The organism is Streptomyces apocyni, from assembly GCF_009739465.1.
Lineage (GTDB): Bacteria > Actinomycetota > Actinomycetes > Streptomycetales > Streptomycetaceae > Streptomyces > Streptomyces apocyni.
The window spans coordinates 154522-178521 of record NZ_WHOM01000061.1; the positions used below are offsets into that span (position 1 = coordinate 154522).

Annotated in this window: 20 protein-coding genes and 1 pseudogene; 7 read left to right on the plus strand and 14 right to left on the minus strand. The window is 70.8% G+C overall.

Translation table 11 applies throughout. From position 1 onward, the window contains the following. Positions 1–33: 33 nt before the first annotated feature. The 5 genes from GCN81_RS17220 to GCN81_RS17240 form a co-directional block, all read right to left on the minus strand. Positions 34–1266: an arginine deiminase gene (locus GCN81_RS17220; RefSeq protein ID WP_156725518.1), complete on the minus strand. Its 1233-nt coding sequence runs from the start codon at positions 1264–1266 to the stop codon at positions 34–36. A gap of 132 nt (positions 1267–1398) precedes the next feature. Then, the gene (locus GCN81_RS17225; RefSeq protein WP_156725519.1) at positions 1399–4008 is read right to left on the minus strand and encodes a polynucleotide kinase-phosphatase; all 2610 of its coding nucleotides are present in this window, start codon (positions 4006–4008) and stop codon (positions 1399–1401) included. Beyond that, positions 4005–5534, minus strand: coding sequence for a 3' terminal RNA ribose 2'-O-methyltransferase Hen1 (locus GCN81_RS17230; protein ID WP_156725520.1), 1530 nt, complete (start codon positions 5532–5534; stop codon positions 4005–4007). The genes GCN81_RS17225 and GCN81_RS17230 overlap by 4 nt, the downstream gene beginning before the upstream one ends. A 63-nt stretch (positions 5535–5597) precedes the next feature. Beyond that, positions 5598–5879 carry a hypothetical protein gene (locus GCN81_RS17235; RefSeq protein ID WP_156725521.1) on the minus strand — a complete coding sequence of 94 codons (282 nt, stop codon included), beginning with the start codon at positions 5877–5879 and terminating at the stop codon, positions 5598–5600. An 80-nt stretch (positions 5880–5959) separates the two neighbouring features. Further along, entirely contained in the window at positions 5960–6883 is a 924-nt protein-coding gene (locus GCN81_RS17240) for an LLM class F420-dependent oxidoreductase (protein WP_156725522.1), read from the minus strand. Positions 6884–7135: 252 nt separating this feature from the next. Here GCN81_RS17240 and GCN81_RS17245 point away from each other — a divergent pair, with 252 nt between their 5' ends. Then, positions 7136–8050, plus strand: a complete 915-nt coding sequence (locus GCN81_RS17245) for a hypothetical protein (RefSeq protein ID WP_156725523.1) — start codon at positions 7136–7138, stop codon at positions 8048–8050. Positions 8051–8338: 288 nt separating this feature from the next. Next, positions 8339–8527, plus strand: coding sequence for a hypothetical protein (locus tag GCN81_RS17250; protein ID WP_156725524.1), 189 nt, complete (start codon positions 8339–8341; stop codon positions 8525–8527). A 114-nt stretch (positions 8528–8641) separates the two neighbouring features. Here the strand turns inward: GCN81_RS17250 and GCN81_RS17255 are convergent, their stop codons facing one another. The 7 genes from GCN81_RS17255 to GCN81_RS17285 all read right to left on the minus strand — a co-directional run bounded on the left by GCN81_RS17255 (position 8642) and on the right by GCN81_RS17285 (position 14967). Further along, positions 8642–9124 (minus strand): DUF6099 family protein, encoded by a 483-nt coding sequence (locus tag GCN81_RS17255; RefSeq protein WP_156725525.1) that lies wholly within the window; start codon positions 9122–9124, stop codon positions 8642–8644. A gap of 147 nt (positions 9125–9271) precedes the next feature. Further along, positions 9272–9634 carry a nucleotide pyrophosphohydrolase gene (locus GCN81_RS17260; RefSeq protein ID WP_156725526.1) on the minus strand — a complete coding sequence of 121 codons (363 nt, stop codon included), beginning with the start codon at positions 9632–9634 and terminating at the stop codon, positions 9272–9274. Continuing rightward, positions 9631–10851, minus strand: coding sequence for an AAA family ATPase (locus GCN81_RS17265; RefSeq protein ID WP_231626792.1), 1221 nt, complete (start codon positions 10849–10851; stop codon positions 9631–9633). The genes GCN81_RS17260 and GCN81_RS17265 overlap by 4 nt, the downstream gene beginning before the upstream one ends. Positions 10852–11014: 163 nt before the next feature. Further along, positions 11015–11404: a cell division protein SepF gene (locus GCN81_RS17270; RefSeq protein WP_156725527.1), complete on the minus strand. Its 390-nt coding sequence runs from the start codon at positions 11402–11404 to the stop codon at positions 11015–11017. Between the two features lie 115 nt (positions 11405–11519). Continuing rightward, on the minus strand, positions 11520–12062 hold the full coding sequence (locus GCN81_RS17275; protein ID WP_156725528.1) for an FABP family protein: 543 nt from the start codon (positions 12060–12062) through the stop codon (positions 11520–11522). Positions 12063–12190: 128 nt separating this feature from the next. Beyond that, positions 12191–14137, minus strand: a complete 1947-nt coding sequence (locus tag GCN81_RS17280; RefSeq protein WP_156725529.1) for an FAD/NAD(P)-binding protein — start codon at positions 14135–14137, stop codon at positions 12191–12193. An 11-nt stretch (positions 14138–14148) separates the two neighbouring features. Beyond that, positions 14149–14967, minus strand: coding sequence for an ATP-binding cassette domain-containing protein (locus tag GCN81_RS17285; RefSeq protein ID WP_231626781.1), 819 nt, complete (start codon positions 14965–14967; stop codon positions 14149–14151). 21 nt (positions 14968–14988) lie between these two features. On the opposite strand from GCN81_RS17285, the gene GCN81_RS17290 reads away from it, so the two are divergent. After that, positions 14989–16026: a helix-turn-helix domain-containing protein gene (locus GCN81_RS17290; RefSeq protein ID WP_231626782.1), complete on the plus strand. Its 1038-nt coding sequence runs from the start codon at positions 14989–14991 to the stop codon at positions 16024–16026. A 175-nt stretch (positions 16027–16201) separates the two neighbouring features. On the opposite strand, the gene GCN81_RS17295 is transcribed toward GCN81_RS17290, so the two are convergent. Both GCN81_RS17295 and GCN81_RS17300 read right to left on the minus strand, forming a co-directional pair. Continuing rightward, complete coding sequence (locus GCN81_RS17295) at positions 16202–17692, minus strand: alpha/beta hydrolase family protein (RefSeq protein ID WP_156725532.1); 1491 nt, start codon at positions 17690–17692, stop codon at positions 16202–16204. A 215-nt stretch (positions 17693–17907) separates the two neighbouring features. After that, entirely contained in the window at positions 17908–18453 is a 546-nt protein-coding gene (locus GCN81_RS17300) for an ABATE domain-containing protein (protein ID WP_156725533.1), read from the minus strand. Between the two features lie 332 nt (positions 18454–18785). On the opposite strand from GCN81_RS17300, the gene GCN81_RS17310 reads away from it, so the two are divergent. From GCN81_RS17310 to GCN81_RS32400, 4 genes and pseudogenes are all read left to right on the plus strand, one after another. Continuing rightward, positions 18786–19973: a DNA alkylation repair protein gene (locus GCN81_RS17310; RefSeq protein WP_156725534.1), complete on the plus strand. Its 1188-nt coding sequence runs from the start codon at positions 18786–18788 to the stop codon at positions 19971–19973. Positions 19974–20644: 671 nt separating this feature from the next. Next, positions 20645–22228: an SDR family oxidoreductase gene (locus GCN81_RS17315; RefSeq protein ID WP_156725535.1), complete on the plus strand. Its 1584-nt coding sequence runs from the start codon at positions 20645–20647 to the stop codon at positions 22226–22228. Positions 22229–22265: 37 nt separating this feature from the next. After that, positions 22266–23639, plus strand: a complete 1374-nt coding sequence (locus tag GCN81_RS17320; protein WP_156725536.1) for a cryptochrome/photolyase family protein — start codon at positions 22266–22268, stop codon at positions 23637–23639. A 34-nt stretch (positions 23640–23673) separates the two neighbouring features. Next, positions 23674–23854 (plus strand): annotated as a pseudogene (locus tag GCN81_RS32400) (cryptochrome/photolyase family protein); the annotation flags it as partial. Between the last annotated feature and the right edge of the window lie 146 nt (positions 23855–24000).

The window sequence follows — 24000 nt, forward strand, 5'->3', positions numbered from 1 at the left end:
CCCGCTCGGCTCTACGCAGCACCCCGCTCGGCTCTATACAGCATCCCGCTCGACCGGGCAGCTCATACAGCGAGGCCCGCCCCGACCCCGGCCCAGCTCGCTGCCCGGCATCTCGATCACCTCGATGCCCTGCTTCCGCAGATAGGTGTTGGTGGTGGCGTTCCGCTCGTAGGCGACGACCACCCCGGGCTCGACGGCCAGCACATTGCAGCCGTCGTCCCACTGCTCCCGCTCCGCCGCGTGCACGTCCTGGGTCGCGGTCAGCACCCGGATCGCGCTCAGCCCCAGGGCGCCGGCGATGGCCCGGTGCATGTTCTCCGGTGGATGGTCGGTGACCTTGAGCTCCCGCGCGCCGTCGCCGGGCTCGATGGTGTACGAGCGGAGCATGCCGAGGCCCGCGTACTGTGTGAAGGTGTCCGCGTCGATCATCGTGAGCACCGTGTCCAGGTGCATGAACGCCCGGCTCTTGGGCATGTCCAGGGCGACGATCACCTGGGCGCTCTCCGCCGCGAACAGCTTGTGGGCCAGCATCTCGACGGCCTGCGGTGTGGTGCGCTCGCTCATCCCGATCAGTACCGCGCCCTTGCCGATGACGAGCACATCGCCGCCCTCGATGGTGGACGGGTAGTCGCTCTGCCCCTCCGACCAGTGGTGGAAGCCACCGGCCTCGGGCCCGGTGAACAGCGGGTGGTGCCGGTAGATCGCCTCGAAGTGCACGGTCTCGCGCTGCCGTGCGGGCCAGCGCATCGCGTTGATCGACACCCCGTCGTATATCCAGGCGGAGGTGTCGCGGGTGAACAGGTGATTGGGCAGCGGGCCGAGCAGGAAGTCATCCAGCTCCATGGCGTGAAAGCGCACGGAGGTCGGCTCGGGGTGACGCTCCAGGAACTCCCGCTTGGTCATGCCGCCAACCAGCGCCTCCACCAGATCCGCACCCGGCATGGTCTCGAACGCGACCCGCAGCGGCTCGGTGGCCAGCGGGCCGTACTCCTTCTCGTCGAAGACCCGGTCCAGGACCAGGTCCCTGGCGGCCGGGATCTCCAGCGTCTCGCGCAGCAGGTCACCGAAGAGGTGCACCGCCACGCCACGGTCGCGCAGCACATCGGCGAAGCCGTCGTGCTCCTGGCGGGCGCGGCGCACCCACAGCACGTCGTCGAAGAGCAGGGCGTCCTTATTACTGGGCGTGAGGCGCTTCAGCTCTAGATCGGGGCGGTGCAGGATCACGCGGCGCAGCCGCCCGGCCTCGGAGTCGACATGGAATCCCATGGACCCATCCTTCCCCGGCCGGGCGGCCTACGCGCGCAGTACGCGCACATCTCCCGCGCACGCGTCACATCGTCACGCCGTCACGCCGCACGCCGCCACGCCGCCACGCCGCCACGCCGTAGTAGCCGTGGGTCACAGCCGCGGGTCGACCGGCTCCGACTCCAGCGCTAGTACGGCGAACACCGCCTCGTGCACCCGCCACAGGGGCTCACCCTCAGCCAGCCGGTCCAACGCCTCCAGGCCGAGCGCGTACTCCCGCAGGGCGAGCGAGCGCTTGTGGCCGAGGGAACGGCTCCGCAGCCGCCGCAGGTTGTCGGGCCTGGTGTACTCGGGGCCGTAGATGATCCGCAGGTACTCGCGGCCACGGCACTTGATCCCGGGCTGGACCAGCCGCCCCTTCGCGTCACGGACCAGGGCGCCCAGCGGCTTGACCACCATGCCCTCGCCGCCGCGCCCGGTCATCTCCAGCCACCAGTCGACACCTGCCCGCACCGACTCCTCGTCTCCGGTGTCGACGTACAGCCGCCGGGTGGTGCGCAGCAGCCCGGAAACGTCGTGCTCGACCATCCGGTCCAGCAGCGCCAGCTGCTGGTCGTGCGGCAGCGCGGCGAGGCTGCGTCCCTGGACGGCCAGCAGCTGGAACGGCGCGAGTCGCACCCCGTCAAGACCTTCGGTGGTCCAGCAGTAGCGGCGGTACGCGTCCGTGAACGCGGCAGCGTCGGTAGCCCGCTCCCGCTGCCGGGCCAGCAGCTCACCGGCGCCCTCCACGCCACGCGCGACGGCCGCGTCGAGGGCGGACAAGACGCCCGGGAAGACCGCGCCGGAGGCGGCGCCCACGGCCGCGTACTGCTTGCGCAGCAGGCCGGAGGCCTTGAGCGACCAGGGCAGCAACTCGGCGTCGAGCAGCAGCCAGTCGGTCTCAAGTTCCGCCCAGAGTCCGGCGTCCGTGACGGCGGTCCGCAGCCGCGTGAGCACCTCTTCGGTGACGGCCGGGTCGTCGAAGAACGGACGGCCGGTACGGGTGTAGACGGAGCCCGACGGACCGTCAGCCGCGACGCCGAACCGCTCCTTCGCCACCTCCGCGTCACGGCACAGCAGCACCACGGCGCGCGAGCCCATGTGCTTCTCCTCGCACACCACCCGCTCCACGCCGTCCGCCGCGTACTGCGCGAACGCCTCGGCAGGGTGCTCCAGGTAGCTGTCCCGCTGGGACGTCGCCGTCGGCGCCATCGTCGGCGGCAGATACGGCAGCAGCCTCGGGTCGACGGCGAAGCGGCTCATCACCTCCAGCGCGGCCGCCGCGTTCTCCTCGCGCACTGAGACCCTTCCCCAAGCTCTCGACTTCGCTCGAGCAGGGGAGGCCCCATTGGCGTGCCGGGTCTCGACGATCCGGCGGCCGTGGACATCCGCCAGGTCCAGCGGACGGCCCTCGTGCCCGCCCGGCGCCTCGGTGGCCAGCGGCCTGACGGGCTCGTACCAGACCCGCTCCGCCGGAACGTCGATCAGCTCCCGCTCCGGCCAGCGCAGCGCGGTCATCTTGCCGCCGAACACCGCGCCGGTGTCCAGGCAGATGGTGTTGTTCACCCAGGAGGTGCTGGGCACGGGTGTGTGGCCGTACACGACGGCCGCCCGCCCCCGGTACTCCTCAGCCCACGGATACCGGACCGGCAGGCCGAACTCGTCGGTCTCGCCGGTGGTGTCGCCGTACAGCGCGTGCGAGCGCACCCGGCCGGAGGTGCGGCCGTGGTACTTCTCGGGCAGCCCCGCGTGGCAGACCACCAGCTTGCCCTCGTCGAGGACGTAGTGGCTGACCAGGCCGTCGATGAACTCCCGCACCTCGGTGCGGAACTCCTCGCTCTCCCCCTCCAGTTGCGCGATGGTCTCGGCGAGACCGTGGGTGTGCTGGACGTTGCGTCCCTTGAGGTAACGGCCGAGCTTGTTCTCGTGGTTCCCGGGCACGCACAGTGCGTCGCCGGAGGCCACCATCGCCATCACGCGGCGCAGCACACCGGGGCTGTCCGGTCCACGGTCGACCAGGTCGCCGACGAAGACGGCGGTACGGCCCTCGGGGTGCGAGCCGTCCACGTACCCCAGCTTGCCGAGCAGGGTGTCCAGCTCGGAACGGCAGCCGTGGATGTCGCCGATGATGTCGAAGGGGCCGGTGAGGTGCGAGAGGTCGTTGTAGCGGCGCTCAAGCGAGATCTCGGCGCTCTCGATCTCCTCCACTCCGCGCAGGACGTGCACCTTGCGGAAGCCCTCACGCTCCAGATGGCGCAGGGAGCGGCGGAGTTCGCGCTGGTGGCGCTGGATGACGCGGCGTGGCATTCCGGCCCGGTCGGCGCGGGTGGCGTTGCGCTCGGCGCAGACCTGTTCCGGTACGTCCAGGACGATGGCGATCGGCAGTACGTCGTACTGCCGGGCCAGCTGGATCAGCTGTTTGCGGCTCTCGGACTGGACGTTGGTGGCGTCCACGACGGTGAGGCGGCCCGCCGCGAGACGCTTGCCCGCGATGTAGTGCAGGACGTCGAAGGCGTCACCGCTGGCGCTCTGGTCGTTCTCGTCGTCGGCGACCAGGCCACGGCAGAAGTCGCTGGAGACGACCTCCGTCGGCTTGAAGTGCCGGGCGGCGAAGGACGACTTGCCGGAGCCGGTGGCGCCGACGAGGACCACCAGGGACAGGTCGGTCACGGCGAGGGTGCGCCGGGCGGCGCTCGGCTCCGTCGCGTTGGTGGGGTGCGTCATGCTGCCCGCACTCCCTTCTTGGTCTCGTTCTTCGCGGTGTCGTTCTTCGCGCTGTCGTTCGTGTGGGGTGTTTCGTTCGGCTGCTCGGCCAGGGTGAACACGGCCAGCTGGGTAGGCGGCCCCACCTCGGGATCGTCCAGGCCGACGGGCCTGAACTCCACTCCGTACCCGTGCCGCCCGGCGACCGCACCGGCCCAGTCGCGAAACTCCTGGCGGGTCCATTCGAAGCGGTGGTCGCTGTGCCGCGTGTGCCCGGCCGGGAGCGTCTCCCAGCGCACGTTGTACTCCACGTTCGGCGTCGTCACCAGCACCGTACGCGGCCGGGCCGAGCCGAACACCGCGTACTCCAGAGCGGGCAGCCGCTCCAGGTCGACATGCTCGATGACCTCGCTCAGTACCGCCGCGTCGTATCCCTTGAGGCGCTTGTCGGTGTACGCCAGTGAGCCCTGGAAGAGCTGGACGCGGTCCGCCTGCCGCTCCCCCATCCGCTCCAGCTTCAGCCGCCGCGCTGCGACGGTGAGCGCGCGCATCGACACGTCGACACCGACGATCTCGGTGAAACGGACGTCCTTGAGCAGCGCCTGCACCAATTGCCCCTGGCCGCAGCCCAGGTCGAGTACGCGGCTCGCGCCGGAGCCCTGGAGCGCGTCGAGGATCGCCTCGCGGCGGAGTACGGCGAGCGGCACCGGCTTGTCCTCGGTGTCGGCGTCCTCGTCCACCGCGTTGTCGATCGCCTCGATCTCGGTGTCATCGGCCTCGGCGAGCCGCACCAGTTCGAGCCGCTCCCGCGCCTGCCGGGTCAGTGACCAGCGGTGCGCCAGATAGCGGCTGGTGATCAGCTGCCGCTCCGGGTGCTCCGCGAGCCAGCCGTCACCCGCCCGCAGCAGCTTGTCGACCTCGTCGGGCGCGACCCAGTAGTGCTTGGCGTCGTCCAGCACCGGCAGCAGCACATACAGGTGCCGCAGCGCCTGGGCGAGCGTCAGCTCCCCCTCCAGTACGAGCCGTACGTAGCGCGAGTCGCCCCAGGCCGGGAACTGCTCGTCCAGCGCGATCGCCTCCGCCGTGACCGTCCAGCCCAGCGGCGCGAACAGCTTGCCGACCAGCTCGGCGCCTCCGCGCGCGGGGAGCACGGGCACCTCGATACGGAGTGGCAGCGGCCGCTCCACCAGCTCGGGGCGCGCGGCGCAGACGCCCCGCAGGGCGCTCTTGAACACCGTGCTGAGCGCGACCGCCAGCAGCGAGGACGCCGCGTACGGACGGTCGTTGACGTACTGCGCGAGCGCCGAGTCAGGCGCACCGCCCCGGCCCTTGCCGTTGCCGTTGCCGCGCCGGACCAGCGCCACGGGATCCACTTCCAGCAGCAGCGCGGCCGTGCAGCGCTCCGCGGACGCCTCGGGGTAGAGGACGTGCGCGGCGCCATGCGAGGTCGAGAACGCCTGTGATCTGTCGGGATGCTTGTGCAGCAGAAACCCGAGGTCGGTCGCGGGGCGCTCCGGCGTGCCGGTGGTGCTGATCGTCATGAACACACGTCCGAGTATGTCCCGGTCACCGCGGCCCTGACCATCGACTTTCCTCGGCGGTCACCGCTGTTACAGCAACAGAAAGCCGAGCAGCTGCGGGGCGATCCGGGGAACGACCGCCGCGACCAGACCCATCCCCAGGCCCGCGACATGCAGATGGCGGCGCGGCGAGACATCGCCGTCCTGGGCCTCCTTGATGAGGCCGACCAGAGCGCAGGCCATGGCGACCAGGCCCACGAGGGTGGCGTCGAACCAGTTGACCCCCAGCGTCAGCACCGCGGCCAGCCCTATGATCGGGCTGGCCACGGCATGGACCCAGGCGGTGGTCCCGCCCGCTTGCGCCTGTCTCATCTCGGCCCCCCTGGCCTTCGTGTCCGGCCCGACACTTTAAGCGATGGCCGTTTCGCCCCCCGGCCGCGGACTGCGTCGGACTACGGCAGCTGCGACTGCACCTGTGCCGAGATCAATTCCAGGTGGTCGAGGTCGTCCAGGTCAAGGATCTGGAGATAGACCCGCTGGGTGCCGACCTCCGCATACCTGCCGATCTTGTCGACCACCTCGTCGGGGGACCCGGCCAGGCCGTTGGCCTTGAGTTCCGCCACATCGCGCCCGATCACGGCCGCCCGGCGGGCCACCTCGGCGTCGTCCTTGCCCACACAGGCGACCAGGGCGTTGGAGTACACCAGGTCGCCGCCGCCGCGCCCGGCCTGCTGTGCGGCGGCGCGGACCCGGCCGAACTGTCGCTCGGTGTCCGCGATGGAAGCGAAGGGGATGTTGAACTCGTCGGCGTACCGCGCGGCCAGCCGTGGGGTACGGGTCGCCCCGTGGCCTCCGATCAGCATCGGGACCTTGGGCTGGGTGGGCTTGGGCAGCGCGGGCGAGTCGGTCAGCTGGTAGTGGGTGCCGTCGAAACTGAAGGTGCTGCCGGTCTCCGTGGCCCAGAGGCCGGTGACGATGGCCAGTTGCTCCTCAAGCCGGGCGAACTTCTCCTTGGGGAAGGGAATGCCGTACGCCCGGTGCTCCTCCTCGAACCAGCCCGATCCCAGGCCGAGTTCGACCCGCCCACCCGACATCTGGTCGACCTGCGCGACCTGGATGGCGAGCACACCCGGTAGCCGGAAGGTGCCCGCGGTCATCAGCGTGCCGAGGCGGATGCGCCGTGTCTCACGGGCGAGCCCCGCGAGGGTGATCCACGCGTCGGTGGGTCCCGGCAGGCCGTCGCTTGAGCCCATGCTCAGGTAGTGGTCGGAGCGGAAGAAGGCGTCAAAGCCCAGGTCTTCCGTGGCCTTGGCAACGGTCAGCAGCGTGTCATAGGTCGCCCCTTGTTGGGGCTCGGTGAAGATGCGAAGATCCATGCCTCCATCCTGCCCGGTCGTCGGCTCACCCCAGGCGTCACTCGTGCGGGGCACGCCGTCCCGCGGGGCTCATGTAGCAGCTCGGTCACGGCTGACGGGATCGCCTTGCGTGACCGGGGCGGTAAACGGTTGGCTTTGCGCCATGCGAGGCTTCTCGCACATACATCCACGCGCACAGACGCTCGACGGGGCCTGATTCGTCGGAGAGACACACCTCTCAGCGGGCGACCGTCGGAACGGGGGAACGTACTGATGACACAGCCGCCACAGGACGGATACGGCTATCCGCAGCAGCCGCCGCAGGGCGGGCCGCCTCAGCAGCCTCCCTACGGCCAGCCCCCGCAGCAGCCCGGCTACGGCCAGCCGCCGCAGGGCATGCCCCCGCAGGGGATGCCGCCGCAGCCCGGTCCCTACGGCCAGCAGCCCCCCGGCCCGCCCGGCGCTCCGTCGCCGTACGGCGGGATGCCGCAGCAGCCTGGTGGCATGCCCCCGCAGCCCGGCGGCTTCCCGGGTCCTCCGGCCGGAGGACCCGGCTCCTCGAACGGCAAGACGGCCGGGATCATCATCGCCGCCGTCGCCGCGATCGCCGTGCTCGGCGGCGGCATCTACTTCCTTACCCAAGGCGACGACGACAAGGACAAGAAGGACCCGCCGTCGCTGGCCGAACCCAGCGGCATGCCCTCCATCAAGACCCTGGACCCGGACAAGATCCCGGGTGCGGGCGGCCTGGACAAGGACTCGGGGGACGACTCCGACAAGGACGCCGACGCACCCGCCGACGGACCGGGCAGCGACTCGGGCGGCTCCGGCGGCAGCAGCGGTTCCGACGGCGGCGCCGCGGGCGGCGACGAGGGCCTGAAGGGGACTTGGCGGAACACGAGCAACGAGAACCGCGCGTCGCTGATCATCGGAAGCGAGATGTCGTACGGCGACAACGCGGGTAAGCGCCTCGTGTCGTATCTCGCCTTCCGCGGCCAGGGCGACGGCAACTGCCGCGGCCGGGGCGAGGAAACCGACGGCGGCAAGTCGATCAAGATTGCTTTCGTGTGCAAGAAGACCGGGGAAACCGAGGAGAAGAACGTCGCGGTGACCGGTACCGAGAAGAACGACGCGATCGAGCTGAAGTGGCCGGACGGCCGGACCGAGACACTCGACCGGGCCAGCTAGCCCCAGCGCCCCCACCAGGCCGCTCAGCATCCGCCCCGCCCGCGCCTTCCTTCGCGAGCCTTCGCGAGTGGGCTCAGGACCGCCGCTCCCTGAGCCCACTCGGGCGAGTGAAATCCGTCAACACCGCAGCCGGTGTGCCCCTGGGCCAGTGACCGCCCCGAGTGATGATCGTTGGCTCGGACGGAGCCGGACCGCCCGGCCCCCGCGCCGGCGGCCCTTGCCCCGCGTCGCTCGCACCACCGCTCTCCGTAGGCGCAAGCCGGGAGAGCCAGGGCCGAGGAGGCCGTCATGTCCCAGGAAGCCGCGCCAGAGCGAGCTGTACCGTCCGCACCAGACCAGGGCGGCGCCCAGCCCAAGGGCCTGCTGCAGCAGATGGAAGAGCTGATGGCGGCACTCAACGCCGATCTGACGCAGTTGGACGCCGACCTACAGTCCTCCGGCACCCGTCCTCCGACTGGCCAGGACACTCCCTCCTAGCGCTTGGGCCGGGACACTCCCTCCTAACGCCTGGGCGAGGACACCCCTCCTGACCGATGGGCAACGACGATGCGCCCGCACAACCCCGCCTCGCCCAACTGCCCCGGCTCACCCTCAAGGAGGCCCCGCCGTGGGGTCCGGGGCGGACAGGCCCCGCTCGCGGGCCGCGAGGCGGCGGAGCATCTCCACGACCCGGTCCCGTGACTCATCGGCGGCATCGATGGCTTCGACGCACGCCCAGTAGCGCGGCTCCTGGTCCGCCGAGCACGCCACCCCGACCAGTGCGATCCCCACCTCTCCCAGCAGCCCACCCAAGCCGACCAGGGCTCCTCGCGCATCGCCCACCCCCGACAGCCGGGCCGCGCGTATCCCGCCGTTCCCGAGCGGCGGGGGGCCGAGGGCCCCACAGCCCCGACCGCTGACCTCGGTGAGCCCCAACGCCTCGCCCCGTAACTCCGGCGGCCCGCCCACCGCCAGCCGACTGCCTATCGCCTGCGCCAAGGCCTGGGCCTGCCACGCCTCCGCCATGATGTCCGCCGCATCCTGACTCCGCGCCAAGGCGCCCCTGCTCGCCCTGATGAGCCACATCGCGTCCATGCGCCGCCCCCTCTGCTCTCGTTCCGGACTGCCAACCGCTCCGTTCGAACCCTCATAGGTTCCACTACCCAGAGTGAACGCAACCAGCCCGAAAGACCAGAGGAATTCGGGAATCTGTGGACAGATACTCGACTGTGGATAAATCCATCACTCCGGAGAGTGACGATGAGGGATCACCGGCAGGGGCGAACCCACCGGAAAACGCCGCTCGTTCCGGTCGATTTTCGCGGCCAGCGCGGTGAGCGGATCGATGCCCAGCACCTGGCACAGCTGCAGCAGATAGGCGAACACGTCGGCCACCTCGTCCCGCACGCGGTGCGCGGACTCCGGATCGTCCATCACGCGCGCCGACTCCTCCGGGGTCAACCACTGGAAGATCTCGACCAGTTCGGCAGCCTCCACGCTCAGCGCCGAGGTCAGGTTCTTGGGCGTGTGGTACGGCCCCCAGTCCCGTACCGCCGCGAACTCGGCCAGCCTGCGCTGCAGCTTCTCTACATCCAGTTCGGTCACGGCCTCAGGTGTACCACCGTCACGCCGTCCGTACCCTCGGTACCCCCCGCACCGTCCGCACCCCCTGCACCCCCCGCACCCCCCGCACCCGATACGCCGTCAGCGCCCGCCACCCAGGACGCGTCGCTCACCGTCCCCACCAGCCTGATGTGCCCCCTGTCAGTCATCCGCACCGCGAGCGCCAGTAACTCCCGCGCCTGCCGGGGGTCCATGCCCCGGACCAAGCCGTCAGCGAGGACGGTGAGCGGCTGCTCCGCCGACGGCAGTTCCGCGTACGGGTCGACCGCCAGCACCCCCGACCCCGTCAGCAGGACCAGGGCGAGCGCCAGATACCGCAGTTCGCCGTCGCCGATGCGCGCCACCGGAGTGGCCCGCCCACCGCCGCGCCCGAGCACGGCCCGTACCGTCCCGTCCGCCAGCACATCGGCCAGTACGTCGGAGACCGGTCCGGCGCATCCGGCCCGCACCGCCGCCACCAGCGCCGTATGCCGCATCCCGCACACGGCCCTGGTACGCCGGAGCACCTCGGCGACGTTGTCGCAGCCACCCCGCAGCCGCCCGTCCCCGACCGGCACCGGCTCCCGCATCCTGGCAGGCTGCGGGTCACAGGCGAAGACCGACCGCAGCGCGACCACGACGTACTCGGCGGCGGCCAGCACCTGCCGCTGTCCCGGGGTCTTGCCCGCGACCCGCAGCGGCAGCAGCGCGGTGCCCAGGCGGTCGTCAGGCAACGGCGCCCGAGTCACCGGTGTCGTGCCCGCCGTGTGCCAGGCCGCCTGGACCGTACGCCGCGAAGGGTCGCGCAGCGCCGACTCCAGCAGCACCACGGAGCCCAACGTCAACCGCTCCCCCACCACCCGGAGTTCGGGCTCCGCCTGCACCGCGACATCAAGCCGCGCCGGCCCCACGGGCGTGGCAACCGTGCAGCCGATCCGGAACCCTCGCCGCCGCTGCGGGTCCGGCCGGGCCCGCTCCGGCACACACCCCGCCGGGTCGCGGAAGACCTCGCCGAGCGTCGCACCAGAGGCGAGCCGCGCCAGCGCCTCGTACGCCTCGAGCGCGCTGGACTTGCCACTGCCGCTGGGCCCCGCGAGGAGCGTGAGCGGACCGAGGGCGAGCCGCACGCCCCGGTGCGACTTGAAGGCGGAGAGCCGCAGTTCACTGACCACGGCCCCGCCGCCCACCACCCCGACGCCCGCGACCTCACCGCCCACCACCCCGACGCCCGCGGACCCACCGCCCACCACCCCGACGCTCCCCGTGCCCGCCACACCCACCGCACCGCTCCACGTCACTGTCACGTACAGGACGCTAGGCAGCCCGCCAGCAGCAGAACCGTTACTTCGAACCGACCTTCCTACGATCGGGGGAACGCGGCGGCTACTCGGCAGCCCTCGTCATCCCCTCCACCAACTCCTGCACCTCGGTACCCGAAGGCGCCAGCAGGAAGACATTCCGCTCGACCCGGTGCATCCCGCAGCCGAGCCCGAAGACCACACCGCTGCTGAAGTCCAGCACCCGCTTGGCCACATCGCTCTCCGCGCCCGACAGATCGAGCAGTACGGGAACCCGCGCCATGACCGTCTGGGCGACCTCACGCGCGTCCGCGAACACATTCACCCGCAGCACCACGAACCGCCGCTTGGCCTGCGTCTGCGCTTCGGGCATCGCCCGGTGCCCCGGCCAGGACGGCCATGCGCTACGGCTGCGCAGCGGTACGACCTGGGCGAGCCCTTCCCACTGTGCGTCGGTGACGTCGTGGCTGTTCACTGCCCCACCCCGTCCGGGCTCGTAACTGTTGGACTGACCCGGTAATTCTTACGCGACTCACCCGATCGGCCCAACACCGACACGAGCCGCGCCCCCACAGCCCATGTCCCAGGCTCTAGGACTTACGTCGAAGGCGCGCCGAGAGATGGTGCTGCAACGGCTGGCCCACTGCCGCGAGGTCGTGGACGAACGTCAGCGTGTCGGCGTCAGCCAGGCGGTAGCGGCGGCGCGTGGCGCTGACGTCCTTGGCGGTGGGGGTGCGGGCGACGTCCTGGGTGGAGAGGTCGACCGTGTCCCCGGCCGCCTGACCGGTCGCGATCTCCGCGATGCCGGTGGGCTGAGTGATCAGTGCCTCCACCCGGCCATCGGGCTGGAGCCGCCACCAGCCGCTCTCACGGGCCGAGGGCCGCAACGGAGCGCCGTCCGCGTCGAGGAGCCAGGCACGGGCCTCGTAGCGCAGGAAGGGGCGGCCGTCATGGCTGAAGGTGACCTCCTGCCCGTACGCGAAGTCCCCGGCGAGCGTCGGGTAGCCGCCCTCGCCCCGGCCGGTCCAGGTACCCAGAAAGCCGAGCACGGGTGCGAGCAGCGCATGCGGCACGGGCGCCTCGTCGGACCGGAGGCCTTCGGGGTACGGGTACTCCGCTGCGGGGTCGAGCACGGTGTGGGCTCCTGAGGTCGAGGTCGCTTGCCGGGTGACAGCTTAGGGCGCACCGCTGAGCGTCATCTCAGCGTCAAGATATCGCCGTAGCGCCCACACCGCACCTAACGCGCGATCAAAACCACAGGTCAGGAGCCGCCGTGAACGTGCGGTGCTCCGCTTCGCGCCTCGACGAGTGCGTGGAGCGCCTCCCTGGCCACCGCGTCGCTCTGGTGCAGGAACGGGTCGTTGGTACGTGGCCGGGGGAAGTCGCCTGGGCTGGTGACGAAGCGTCTGGGGTGCGCCGAGCCGTCGGGTCCCAGAGGGCGCGCGCCGAGTGTGTCGATGAGGCCCGTGGGCTGCCGCCGGCCTGTGGTGGGGTCGGTCTGCACTTGTTCCCTGATCTCCCGCTCACCGATGAGGTGGAGGAGCAGGGGATCGGCCACGCGCGTGAGGGCGCGTCCGGGCAAGCGGGCCTCGATCAGCGCCCGGGCCTGTACGACCCGGTCCAAGCTGCTGGTGCGCGCTTCGAACACGCTGCCTCTGCAGGTCACCTTCATGTTCGCGCCGACGAAGTCGACGACGCCCGCGCGGGCCAGAGCCAGGAGCTGTTCGAGGCGCGGCCCCGGCGGGCCGCTGGTACGGAACCGGCAGAAGTCGAAGAAGGCGGTCATGCTGTGGCTTCCGTTGCCGGGCTCGACCTCTCCTCGCTGGACCACGGCCCACAACGCCTGGGAGATCGAGAAGATGGCGTGGTAGACGGCCAGATGGGCGCTGTACCGGGGGTTCCGCCCTCTCTCGAGGTCGTCGGCGAGGTAGTGCAGCATCCACGCGCGCAGGGCGGCGGCGTCGGTGAAGCGGCGGTTCTCCAGCGGTCTGTCCAGCCCGTCGACGTCGATGTGGTCACGGGTGTCGGGCACGGCCTGCTCGATCAGGTCCTTGAACTCGGGACTCTGCCACTGCGCGGCGTCCAACCGGTCGAGGAAGTCTCCAGCGTCGACTCCGAGGCGGTGGGGATGGGAGTGCGCCAGCTCCCGGTAGCCGGCCACGGTCAGCTCCCGTGCGAGGGCGGGCCACACGTCGGAGGCGAAATCCAGGGAGTGGTCGGCGAAGTCGGCGGGCGAGAAGTAGCGGGGCACTCGAGGTGGAGGCCCCGGCAGGACGTAGGCGAACTTCGAGCGGTACGGCACACCTCGGCGCGAACCCACGTACAGCGTGGGTTCCCGGCCCGACGGTATGTAGCGCAACTCGCCCGACGGCTCACGGCAGAAGCGCCCGCCGCGTCCCTCGGTGAGGAGCACCATGATGTCGATGAAGGTCAGCCCGAATCCGCGCATCAGTACCGGCTCGCCCGCGGGGAACGCGTCCAGTGAGATGTCGGACGTGTACGCGGTCGGCTGGTAGTTGAGGTGGTGTGCTGCCGCGTGCTGGGCCAGCCGGGGTTCCGGACCGTGCGGTTTCACCTGGAAGTGCCCCTGCGCCAGGATCACCAGGTCCACGTCCAGGGTCTCGCCGTCGTCGAGCCGGACGCGCTGGCGGCCGTCAGGCACATCGCCCAGGGACAGCACGGACGCCTGGTGGGTCCGGACGTGGGCGCGGTCCGCCACGGCAGCGACGCTCCGCCAGAAGCACCAGGCGAGGTAGTCACCCGTGAGCTTCCGTGTGGCGAACCAGCCGGCGTGGACGCGCCCGGCTTCCTCCCGCGTCCCCGGGGCCGGCTGGTAGCCCGGCGGAAGGTCGAGGCGTCCCGCGGCGAGATCCCGCGCCCACTGTTCCAGCGTGGGGCCTTCGACGGCGGGGCCCTGGCAGGTGACCGTGTCGTCGGTGAAGAGCGTGCACTCGTCGGCCCGGGTGTTCGACCAGAGCAGCGGGGACTGGTCCTGGCGCCATACCCGTCCGGCACCGACGGGATACGGGTCGATGACGTGGATGTCCGGGCGCTCGTCGGGGGCGATGAGGTGTGCGTTGGCGGCGATACGTTCGAGTACGGATGTCCCGCGTGGTCCGCAGCCGATGATTGCGATGCTCGGATTCTCCGCCCGATACGGGGGCGGGCTGTTTTCGTCGGCGTCGTTGGCGCGGTGGTTCTGGTTCATCGGTCCTCCCTTCAGGCCACGAGCAGTTGATGGGAGGCCAGATCGCGGTAGAGCGTGCTGGACTCGATGAGTTCGTCGTGGGTACCCGTGCCCACCACCCTTCCGCGGTCGACGACGACGATCTGGTCGGCGTCGACCACGGTGGCCAGTCGATGGGCGACGATCAGCAGCGTGTGGTCGGTGGGGACGGCGTCGATCGCCGCGCGGAACGCCTGCTCGTTCCTGGCGTCGAGATTGCTGGTCGGCTCGTCCAGCAGCAGGATCGGCGGCGCGGCGAGGAGCGTTCGGGCTATGGCCAGGCGCTGGCGTTCACCGCCGGACAACAGGACGCCGCCTTCGCCCACCTGCGCGTCCAGTCCGAGCGGAGACCGCTTCGCGATCTCGTCGAGGTTGACGCGGCGCAGGACTGCTGTCAGGTCGTCGTCGGACAGGCCCGGCGCGGCCAGTGACAGGTTCTCGCGGAGGGTTCCGGCGAGGATCGGTGCCTCCTGCTCCACATAGCCGATCCGGCTGCGCAGTTCGTCCCGTGGCACCTGGCGGATGTCGGCCCCGCTCAGCCGGATCGCGCCGGACCGTACGTCGTAGAAGCGCTCGGCCAGCGCCAGCAGAGTCGACTTGCCGGCGCCCGACGGGCCGACCAGGGCGGTGCGGGTGCCCCGGTAGACGGTGAAGCTGACGTCCTCCACGACCGTCTCGCCCTTTCCGTATCCGAACGTCACACGGTCGAAGGCGAGCGCGGGGACGGACCCGGCGCCGAAGACCGGGGCGGCCCCCCGGCTCTCTGGCGGCGGCTGGACACGTACGACGTCCCCGTCCGTCTCGGTCGGCACGCGCAGCACGTCCTCGATGCGTTGCAGAGCGCCGAGGCCGGTCTGCAGCTGGGGGTCGAGCTGCCCGCATCCGAGCGGTTCGACCCGTGGTACGACGAGATCGACCTGATGTCCTGGCCGTCCCACCTGGCCATCAACTCTCCCGAGCACCTCCATGCCCTGGCCGACAGGCTCGACCTCGGGGCCCTCAGGCTTCTCCGATTAGTCCAGCCGCCGACGGCAGCGACGGGCACGGCGTGCCCCGGGGCCGCGGTGGACCCGGACCAGTACCACCTCGTGCTTCCCCTGCAAGGCGAACTGAAGTTGGGGAACTCGACCCGCTCCAGAGTCTTCACGCCCGGTGACATGTTCCTGGCCGACACCTCCTGTCCCCCCGGGTTCCACGCCTACGTCCCGCACGTCCATCAGCATCCCGGTGCGGTGACCTCGCCCTTGGTGGCTCTGCGGCTCCAGATCCCCAAAGAACTGGTTCCGCTGCCAACCGACCTGATGGACTCTCTGATGGTCACGCCCCTGCGGCAGCACAACGTGTTCGGCCTGACACTGTCGCGCTTGCTCGTCGACCTCTTACGCCACCCCGTCAGCTTCTCCGCCGCGCAGGCGCACCGGATCTCCGGCGTTCTGCTGGAACTCCTCACCGGGATGCTCGGTTCGCAGACGAGTGAGGACGCCGCGTCGGATGGGGCCCACGACAGCCTGTTCATCCGTGTCCAGGATTACATCCAGCGGCATCTGGGGGACCCCGAGTTGACTCCGGCGCAGATCGCCGCCGAACACCACATCTCGCGCCGTCACCTTCAACGTCTCTTCCAGCAGCGGGGCCTCACGGTGGCTGCCTCGATACGGCAGCAGCGACTGGAACGCGCATGCGCCGACCTCACCGCTCCTCAGCTGGCCACGTACCCCATCAGCGCTATCGCTGCCCGGTGGGGTTTCCGTCACGCGGCTGACTTCAGCCGCGCCTTTCGCAAGGCGTACGGGGTCGCGCCGTCGGACTTCCGGCTCGCGCGTACAGGAGGTGCTGCGGCCCGTGATGCCGACGGCCACGGCGCCGAGTGAAGCGCGGCGCCCGCTGATACGCGACATGTCCGAGAGCCCATAGGGAGGTCCTCCAGGGGCCATCTATGGAGGTCCTCCAGGGGCCATCAGCGGCTGGACGCCTCCGGCGTCGACACGGCCGGTTGTTGGTCGTGCCGCCGTTCCGGGGCACCGGGCACTCCCCCCGGCGGACCGTTCACGTATCACCGCGCGGCGAGTGGACGGTGAGAGCACCGTGAGCGCGCAGAACGGCGGCCAGGTTACCCGGCCGCTCGCGCAGCGTGGCGTTGAGGAAGGCCAGCGATGCGGCGGCGGTGACGCGCGGTCCATCGGTACGGCCTCGTGATCCCACGATCGACTCCACCGGGGGCAGATAGAGCGGCGCGTCGGTGAACGTGAGATGCGCCGCTCCAGGGACGGTGAGACGGTAACTGGTCGCACCGCTCAGGCTGAGCACACGGGCGAGGCGGGGGATGTAGTCGGGGTCGATGTCCTCTCGGAGGTCCTGGGTCAGCGCCAGCACCGGTTGCGGGAAGCGTGTCGGGTCGGGGTCGTGCGGAAAGCCGTCCAGGTCGATGACGGCGTCGAACCGATCGTCCTGGCGAACTCCCTGCAAGGCGGCGGCTCCGCCGAGGGAGTGCCCGGCAGCGGCGACTCGGCCGGTGTCCATCCGCCCGCTCACCGGCCCCGGGATCTCGCCTCGCGCGACACGGTTCAGCTGGGTGAGAACGAAGCTCAGGTCAGCGGCCCGTATTGCGGTCCACTTGACCGCCCGCTCCTCGTCACGGTCGGCGTCACCCGTGGCGGCGACCTTCGTGCGGATGGTCCGGCCGTCGGCGAGGACGACGGCGGCCGAGTCGTAGGGGTGGTCAAGGGCTGCGACGACATAGCCGTGGCTGGCCAGTTCCTGCGCCCATGCTGAATTCTGGGTACGCACTCCGCCCAGCCCCGGGGAGAAGAGCACGACCGGGAAGCGTCCGTTGCCGTCAGCCACCGGCGCGTCGACCACCGCGTGGGTACGCGCGCGGGGGAGGCCGTCGAGCAGGAATCCGGGCATGCCGACGTAGTCGGCGAGGGCGTCGGAGACGATCCCCGCCTCGCGGTCCGTGCGCCCGAGGTAGGCGGCACGCTGCGCATCCGCCGGGCTCTTTCGCGCCGGATACCACAACTGCACTACGACAGTGCGCCGGTCGTCCTCGTCGGGGGTGGCGTCCTCGGGACGGTCGGCGTCGGTCCACTGCACCACGCTGGTGCCCACGGCGAAGGGGCCGGACGGCGCCGGGAAGACCGGCACGGGCAACGCCCAGGCGGCCGCCGGGCCGACCGCGATCAGACACAGACACACCAGCGACGCCGGCAAGGCCGCCCACCATCGGGCCCTGCGCGGCGGTCGGCCGCCGCGCGCTCGCAGCTCGGCTGCGACGGCGAACGGCAGGACGAGTGCGGCGCCGGCCAGCACAGGCACCATCTGCCACCGAACCGAACTCCACACCAGCACCACGCCGGACAACAGCACCACCACTGAGGAGCTGAACGCGGTCGGCCGACGCATCCGTCGGGGAAGCCAGCGGGCGGTCACGAGCGCGACGGCACTTGCCACAACCACGCTTTCCAGAAGGGACATATGAAATCCCGGCAGTGTTTCGGTCACACGATCATGCTGGGTGCACGACCGCCGGCCCCACATCAAACCCAGGTCGCGAACGCGTGCGACTTGAGGCTGACATGGCCGTCATCCGAAGGCCGCACGGAAGCGTTCGCGCAGATCGCAGATCGCAGATCGCAGAGACGGTCGGCGGGTTCGTTGGCGAAGACCAGCGGCCGACCAGCCGCCGTGCGGTCGCACGATCGGGTAGCCGTCAAGCTCCCGCAGCATGATCGACGCAACGACGACGACCGGAGTCAGTCCGCGCACTGCTCGCTGCGACGGGCGGCACGCGCCCGGTTGCCACAGCCGATCGAGCACCACGCTTGATCCCGTCTGCGCGCGAGGAAGAACATCCCGCAGCTCGGCGCGGGGCAGCGCCGCAACCGTGCCTGCTCCGGCCCGGCGGCCAGCACAAGCGCCTGCCGCGCGACCGCCGCCGCGACCGACCCGCCGGCCTCCTGCTCCGTGAGGCGGCCGGCGTCGTCGACCCGGAACGTCACAGGGGCCCGCGCGGCCAGCGCGTTGAGTCGCGCCCTCGCCGGCCCCGGCAGCGGCGCCTGCCGCGCCGCCGCGTCCAGCGCGACCCTGACCGGGGCGCGCAGCTCCGCGAGATCCTCCATGGGGAGGTCGGCGAGCTCCCGGTCGCACACCTTCTCCCGCCAGGACGCCATGAGGTCCGGTTCGGCCAGCAGGTCGACGTCGTCACCCGCGTGACCCGCTCCGACGACGACGGTGTTGGCCACGTCGAGGACCGGACGCTCGCCGATCCACGGCATCTCACGCAGGTTCTTGAGGGGCATGCCATCAACCTACCGGACTCACGGATTCCCTGCGCCAAATCCGTGATAGCTTCCTTTCCTCGGCGCGGACCTCGCCCGGCACGAGGACGGCTCCCTGCTCGACCTCATCCTCTGGGCCTCCCCGGAGGCAGCCGCCCGCGCGGCGGCGGAGATGCCCGGGGATCCGGCCGCCGGGGAGTTCTTCAGCTTGATCGGCGAGGTCCACGAGATGCGGCACGCCGAAGTACTGCACAGCACCCAGCAGTAACCGAACCGGCATCCGCGGCCCGCGACCTGCGACCGCGTGGGACGGGCACGCCGCAGGTGCCGGAACCAGCCGAGAAGGGAGAGCCGTGCCCACGGCCGACGAACTGATCAACCCTCGCACCACGGACCTGCTGGCCTCCGTCATGGCGGCAGCGGGCGCCGCACCGGCCACTGCCCTCCGCGGCTGCGGGGTCCTGCTGGAGGGCCTCACTTTCAGCCGACGCGTCACCACCGTGAAGGAAGCCGTCCTCGCCGACCTTCCGGACGCCTACCCGGCCTTCGCCGACGTCGTCCGAGCGGCCCTGCGCCGACCCGAATTCACCGGCTGGATGACCTTCCCCGTCAACGCGGCAGTCGCCGAACGCGCCCGGAGGGACGGCGTGTTCGAGCCCGCGCTCGACCTGCTCGCAGACCTCTCGCCCCTGCTCACCGCGGAGATGGCGGTACGCCCCTTCTTCAGCGCTGATCTTTCAAGGGCCCTGGACCGGGCCATGCGGTGGACCCGCCATCCCGATCCGCACGTCCGCCGCCTGGCGAGCGAAGGCACCCGACCGCGCCTGCCGTGGGCGCCCAGACTGACCGCACTCGTCACCGACCCCACCCCGGCCCTGCCCGTCCTGGACGCGCTGTACCGGGACGTGAGCGAGTACGTCAGACGATCGGTGGCCAACCACCTCAACGACATCAGCCGCGACCACCCCGGTACGGCCGTCGCCATCGCCGCTCGCTGGCTCGCCGAGCCCGCGCCCACCACACCAGCCCTGGTCCGCCACGGCCTGCGGACCCTCGTCAAGGCCGGCGACCGCGACGCTCTGGCGCTCCTCGGCCACGACCCCGGCGTCCGCGTCCGGGTCGTGGGCCCCGATGTCCGCACACCTCGGGTACGCCTGGGTGAGGACCTGGTCTTCGGCTACGAGGTCACCAACACCGGGACCCGTACCGCCCGTCTCGTCATCGACTACGTCGTCCACTACCGCAAGGCGAACGGCAGCCTCTCCCCCAAGGTCTTCAAACTCACCCGCCGCGACCTCGCCCCGGGCGAGTGCCGGTCAGGCGTCCGTCGCCACCCGCTCCGGCCGCTCAGCACGCGCCGGCACCACCCCGGCACGCACCGCGTGGAACTCCAGATCAACGGTCAGCCCTACGGCTCCAACGCATTCACCCTCCACATCCCACCGGAAGCGGCCCTCACCGGAAACGACCCCTCACCTTCCGGCCAGGGCGTGCCGGTGGATGTCCCGCCACCCGGCCAGGCGGCCCCTGGCGCGCACTGAACGGCCCGGGGGCGCAGTGCGCCGACCCGTGGGCATCACAGTCGTTCCCGGCGCCTTCGTCCGTTCGGCGAGTTCGCTGATCGCCAGGATCTGCTGCGCGGCTTCGACCGCAGCCAGGTCTCCGGGGGAAGGAGTCGGTGATGCGGACGGTGCCACACACCTGGCGCAGCCTGGGCCTGGAAACGATGGCGTCGTTGCTCGTGGTGTCCCTGACCCGTCTGAGCGGCCACTGCTTCGCGGCCCGTTGCCAGTGGCCTCGCCTGCACCCCCTCAAAGAACGCGCGATGGCCGCTGTGGCGCATCACTCGCTGATCAATGGCGCAGTACATCCGGCAGCTCGGCAGGGCACGGGAACACGGTCATCTTCCGGGGGCGGGTCGTGTCCGGCTCGAACCCGTCTGGGTGCGCCCGGGGCGACGGCTGCGGGTGTTGGCCCCTGGAACGCGGCAGCGCCACCGACGTGTGTGTGCGGGTGAGTGTGAGCGGCCTTGTGACCGAGGACGGACTGCCGGTCGCCCACCGCGTCGTCGAGACCACAGCGGAACCGGGAGGGATCCCGGTTACTGGTCACAGCCGCGGGCCGCCTCGCCGCGACGGGCACGGTGACGCTGTGGGGCCCATGATCGGTCGACAGGGCAGGGTGTCGTGAAGCGAGCCGGAAGGGAAGAACCGTGGCGGCGAACGGACAGCGGGACGGACAGCGAGGCGGGGAGGGACTGCACTGTCTGGTGACCGGCGCGTCCGGGTACATCGGCGGACGCCTGGTGCCGGAGCTGCTGGAGGCCGGTCATCGGGTGCGGTGTCTGGTCCGCACTCCAGCCAAACTCCGTGACCAGCCATGGGCGGCCGATGCCGAGAGCGTGCGGGGAGACGTCACCGACCCGCGTTCCGTCGCCGAGGCCATGCGTGATGTCGACGTCGCCTACTACCTTGTGCACGCCCTCGGGTCGGGTCCCGGCTTCGAGGACACCGATCGCCGCGCGGCACATGTCTTCGCCCAGCAGGCGCACGCGGCGGGCGTCCGGAGGATCGTCTACCTCGGTGGCCTCACTCCGCGGGGCATCCCCGAACGCACGCTCTCCCCTCATCTGCGTTCACGCGCGGAGGTCGGTCGCATCTTCCTCGACTCCCCGGTGCCTGCCACCGTGCTACGGGCCGCGGTGGTCATCGGCTCGGGGTCGGCGTCGTTCGAGATGCTGCGCTATCTGACCGAGCGGTTGCCCGTCATGGTGACGCCCAGTTGGGTGCACACCCGCACGCAGCCCATCGCGGTCCGCGACGTGTTGCGCTATCTGGTCGGGTCCGCCACCATGCCGGACCAGGTGAACAGGGCCTTCGACGTCGGCGGTCCTGACGTGCTCACCTACCGCGAGATGATGAGCCGCTACGCCACCGTGGGCGGGCTCCGACGGCGGATCATCGTACCGGTACCGGTGCTCACCCCAGGGTTGTCCAGCTACTGGGTCGGCCTCGTGACGCCGGTCCCGTCCTCCATCGCCCGGCCTCTGACGGAGTCGCTGCGTCATGAGGTCGTCCGCCAGGAGCACGACATCGCCCGGTACGTCCCCGACCCTCCGGGCCACCCCCTGCCGTTCGACGAAGCCCTGGCCCTGGCCCTGCGGCGGGTCCGAGAGGCGCAGGTCGCCACTCGTTGGTCGTCCGCTTCCGTCCCAGGAGCTCCCAGCGATCCCCTTCCCACCGACCCCGACTGGGCCGGCGGCAGCCTGTACCAGGATGACCGACAACGGCCGGTCGACGCGTCTCCAGAGGCGCTGTGGAAGGTGGTGGAGAGCATCGGTGGGGACAACGGCTGGTATTCCTTTCCGCTGGCCTGGGCCGTCCGCGGCTGGCTTGACCGGTTCGTCGGTGGGGTCGGTCTGCGCCGCGGGCGACGTGACGCGCAACGCCTGCGGGTTGGCGACTCGCTGGATTTCTGGCGCGTCGAGGAGATCGAGCCGCTACGGCTGCTGCGGCTGCGTGCGGAGATGCGGCTGCCGGGACTGGCATGGCTGGAGATGTACGTCGAGACGGACCGGAACGGCCGTACCCGCTATCGGCAGCGCGCACTGTTCCATCCGCGGGGGCTGCTCGGCCATGCGTACTGGTGGTCCGTCTCGCCCTTCCACGCCGTCGTCTTCGGCGGTATGGCGCGCAACATCAGCCAGGCCGCCGAGAAGGGCCTGGCCGCCCGCAGGGGTGATCAGCGCTCGCGACGCATCCGGCGTAGCCGTTCCCGACGAAGTGTGGAGCACTGAGCACCCGTTCACGCACCACTGCGCCAGGAGTGACGCCATGACCGTAGCGGTCGTCCTGTTCACCTCGGACCTGCGTCTGCACGACCATCCGCCGCTGCACGCCGCGCTGAAGGCGGCGGACAAGGTGGTGCCGCTGTTCGTTCTCGATCCCGGGATCCGGGCGGCAGGGTTCGACGCGCCCAACCGGCGGGCCTTCCTCGCCGACTGTCTGGGCGACCTCGACGCCTCGCTGCGCCGCCGCGGTGGCCGGCTCGTGGTCCGCGCGGGACCTGCCTTCCGGGAGGTCCGCGCGGTCGCCGCCGAGTGCGGGGCAACCGAGGTGCACATGGCCGCGGGCGTCACCGCGTACGCCCACCGCCGTGAGGAACGGCTGCGCGAGGAACTCGGCGGCAGTGGTGTGGCACTGCGCGTACACGAGACGGTGATCACCGCCGTCGCCCCGGGAGCGGTGACACCATCGGGCTCCGATCACTTCGCCGTGTTCACCCCCTATTTCCGCCGCTGGTCCCAGGAGTCGCTGAGGAAACCCCTGGCCGCGCCGCGTACCGTGCGCGTCCCCGACGGAGTACGCGGCGAGCGACTGCCCGACCGCGCGGACGTGTCCGGTACCTCGCCCGGTCTGCCGACCGGAGGGGAAACGGCCGGGCGTGACCGGTTCTCGCGGTGGTCGCGTTCCGGACTGTCCCGTTACGAGGACCAGCACGACGACCTCGCGGGTGACGCCACGTCCAGGCTGTCGCCGTATCTCCACTTCGGTGCGCTCTCCCCGGTGGAACTCGTCCACCGGGCCCGCAGGCATGGCGGGCCCGGCGCGGAGGCATTCGTACGCCAGGTGTGCTGGCGGGACTTCCACCACCAGGTGCTGGCGGCACGGCCCCAGGCATCCGGGAAGGACTACCGCACACGCCACGACCAGTGGCGTGACGAGAACGACGCCGCCGAAGACATCGCCGCATGGCGGGACGGACGGACGGGCTATCCGATCGTCGACGCGGCCATGCGCCAGCTGCGCCACGAGGGCTGGATGCACAACCGGGCACGGCTGCTGGTGGCGAGCTTCCTGACCAAGACGCTCTACGTCGACTGGCGGATCGGCGCCCGGCACTTCCTCGACCTCCTCGTCGACGGTGACATCGTCAACAACCAGCTCAACTGGCAGTGGGTCGCCGGCACCGGCACCGACACCCGCCCCCACCGCGTCCTCAACCCCCTGCTCCAGGCCAAACGGTTCGACCCGGACGGCGCCTACGTACGCCGCTGGGTCCTCGAACTCACGAGCGTGGACGGCAGGCAGGTACATGAGCCCTGGCGCCTCCCGCCAGCAGAACGCGAGGAACTCGACTACCCAGGCCCGCTCATCGACCTCACCGACGGACTCGCACGCTTCAAGCACGCCCGCGGCCGCGACTGAGGAGACACCCGTCGTTGCCCTGGCTCTTCGGCGACCAACACTCGGCGACCGTGTCACATACGTGCGTGCCGACCCCTACCGTCAGGGCCCGGACCGAGCCGCTCGCGGGCGCCCGGTCGGCGTCCACCACCCCACCTCGCACGCGGCCCTCCGTCGGGTGCGCGACCTCCCCCGGGTGACGGTGGGCCCCCGCCCGCGGCTTCCTCGTGCCGATGGCACCCGGGGGACGGGCGGGGCCGCGACCACCGGTCCAGCGGACCACGTCCCCCGGCCGATGCCCAGGCGCCACGACCCATTGCCGTCGCACGACAACACGCCACGGGGACACCGACGACTCCAGAGCGGCAACCGCTTCGGCAAG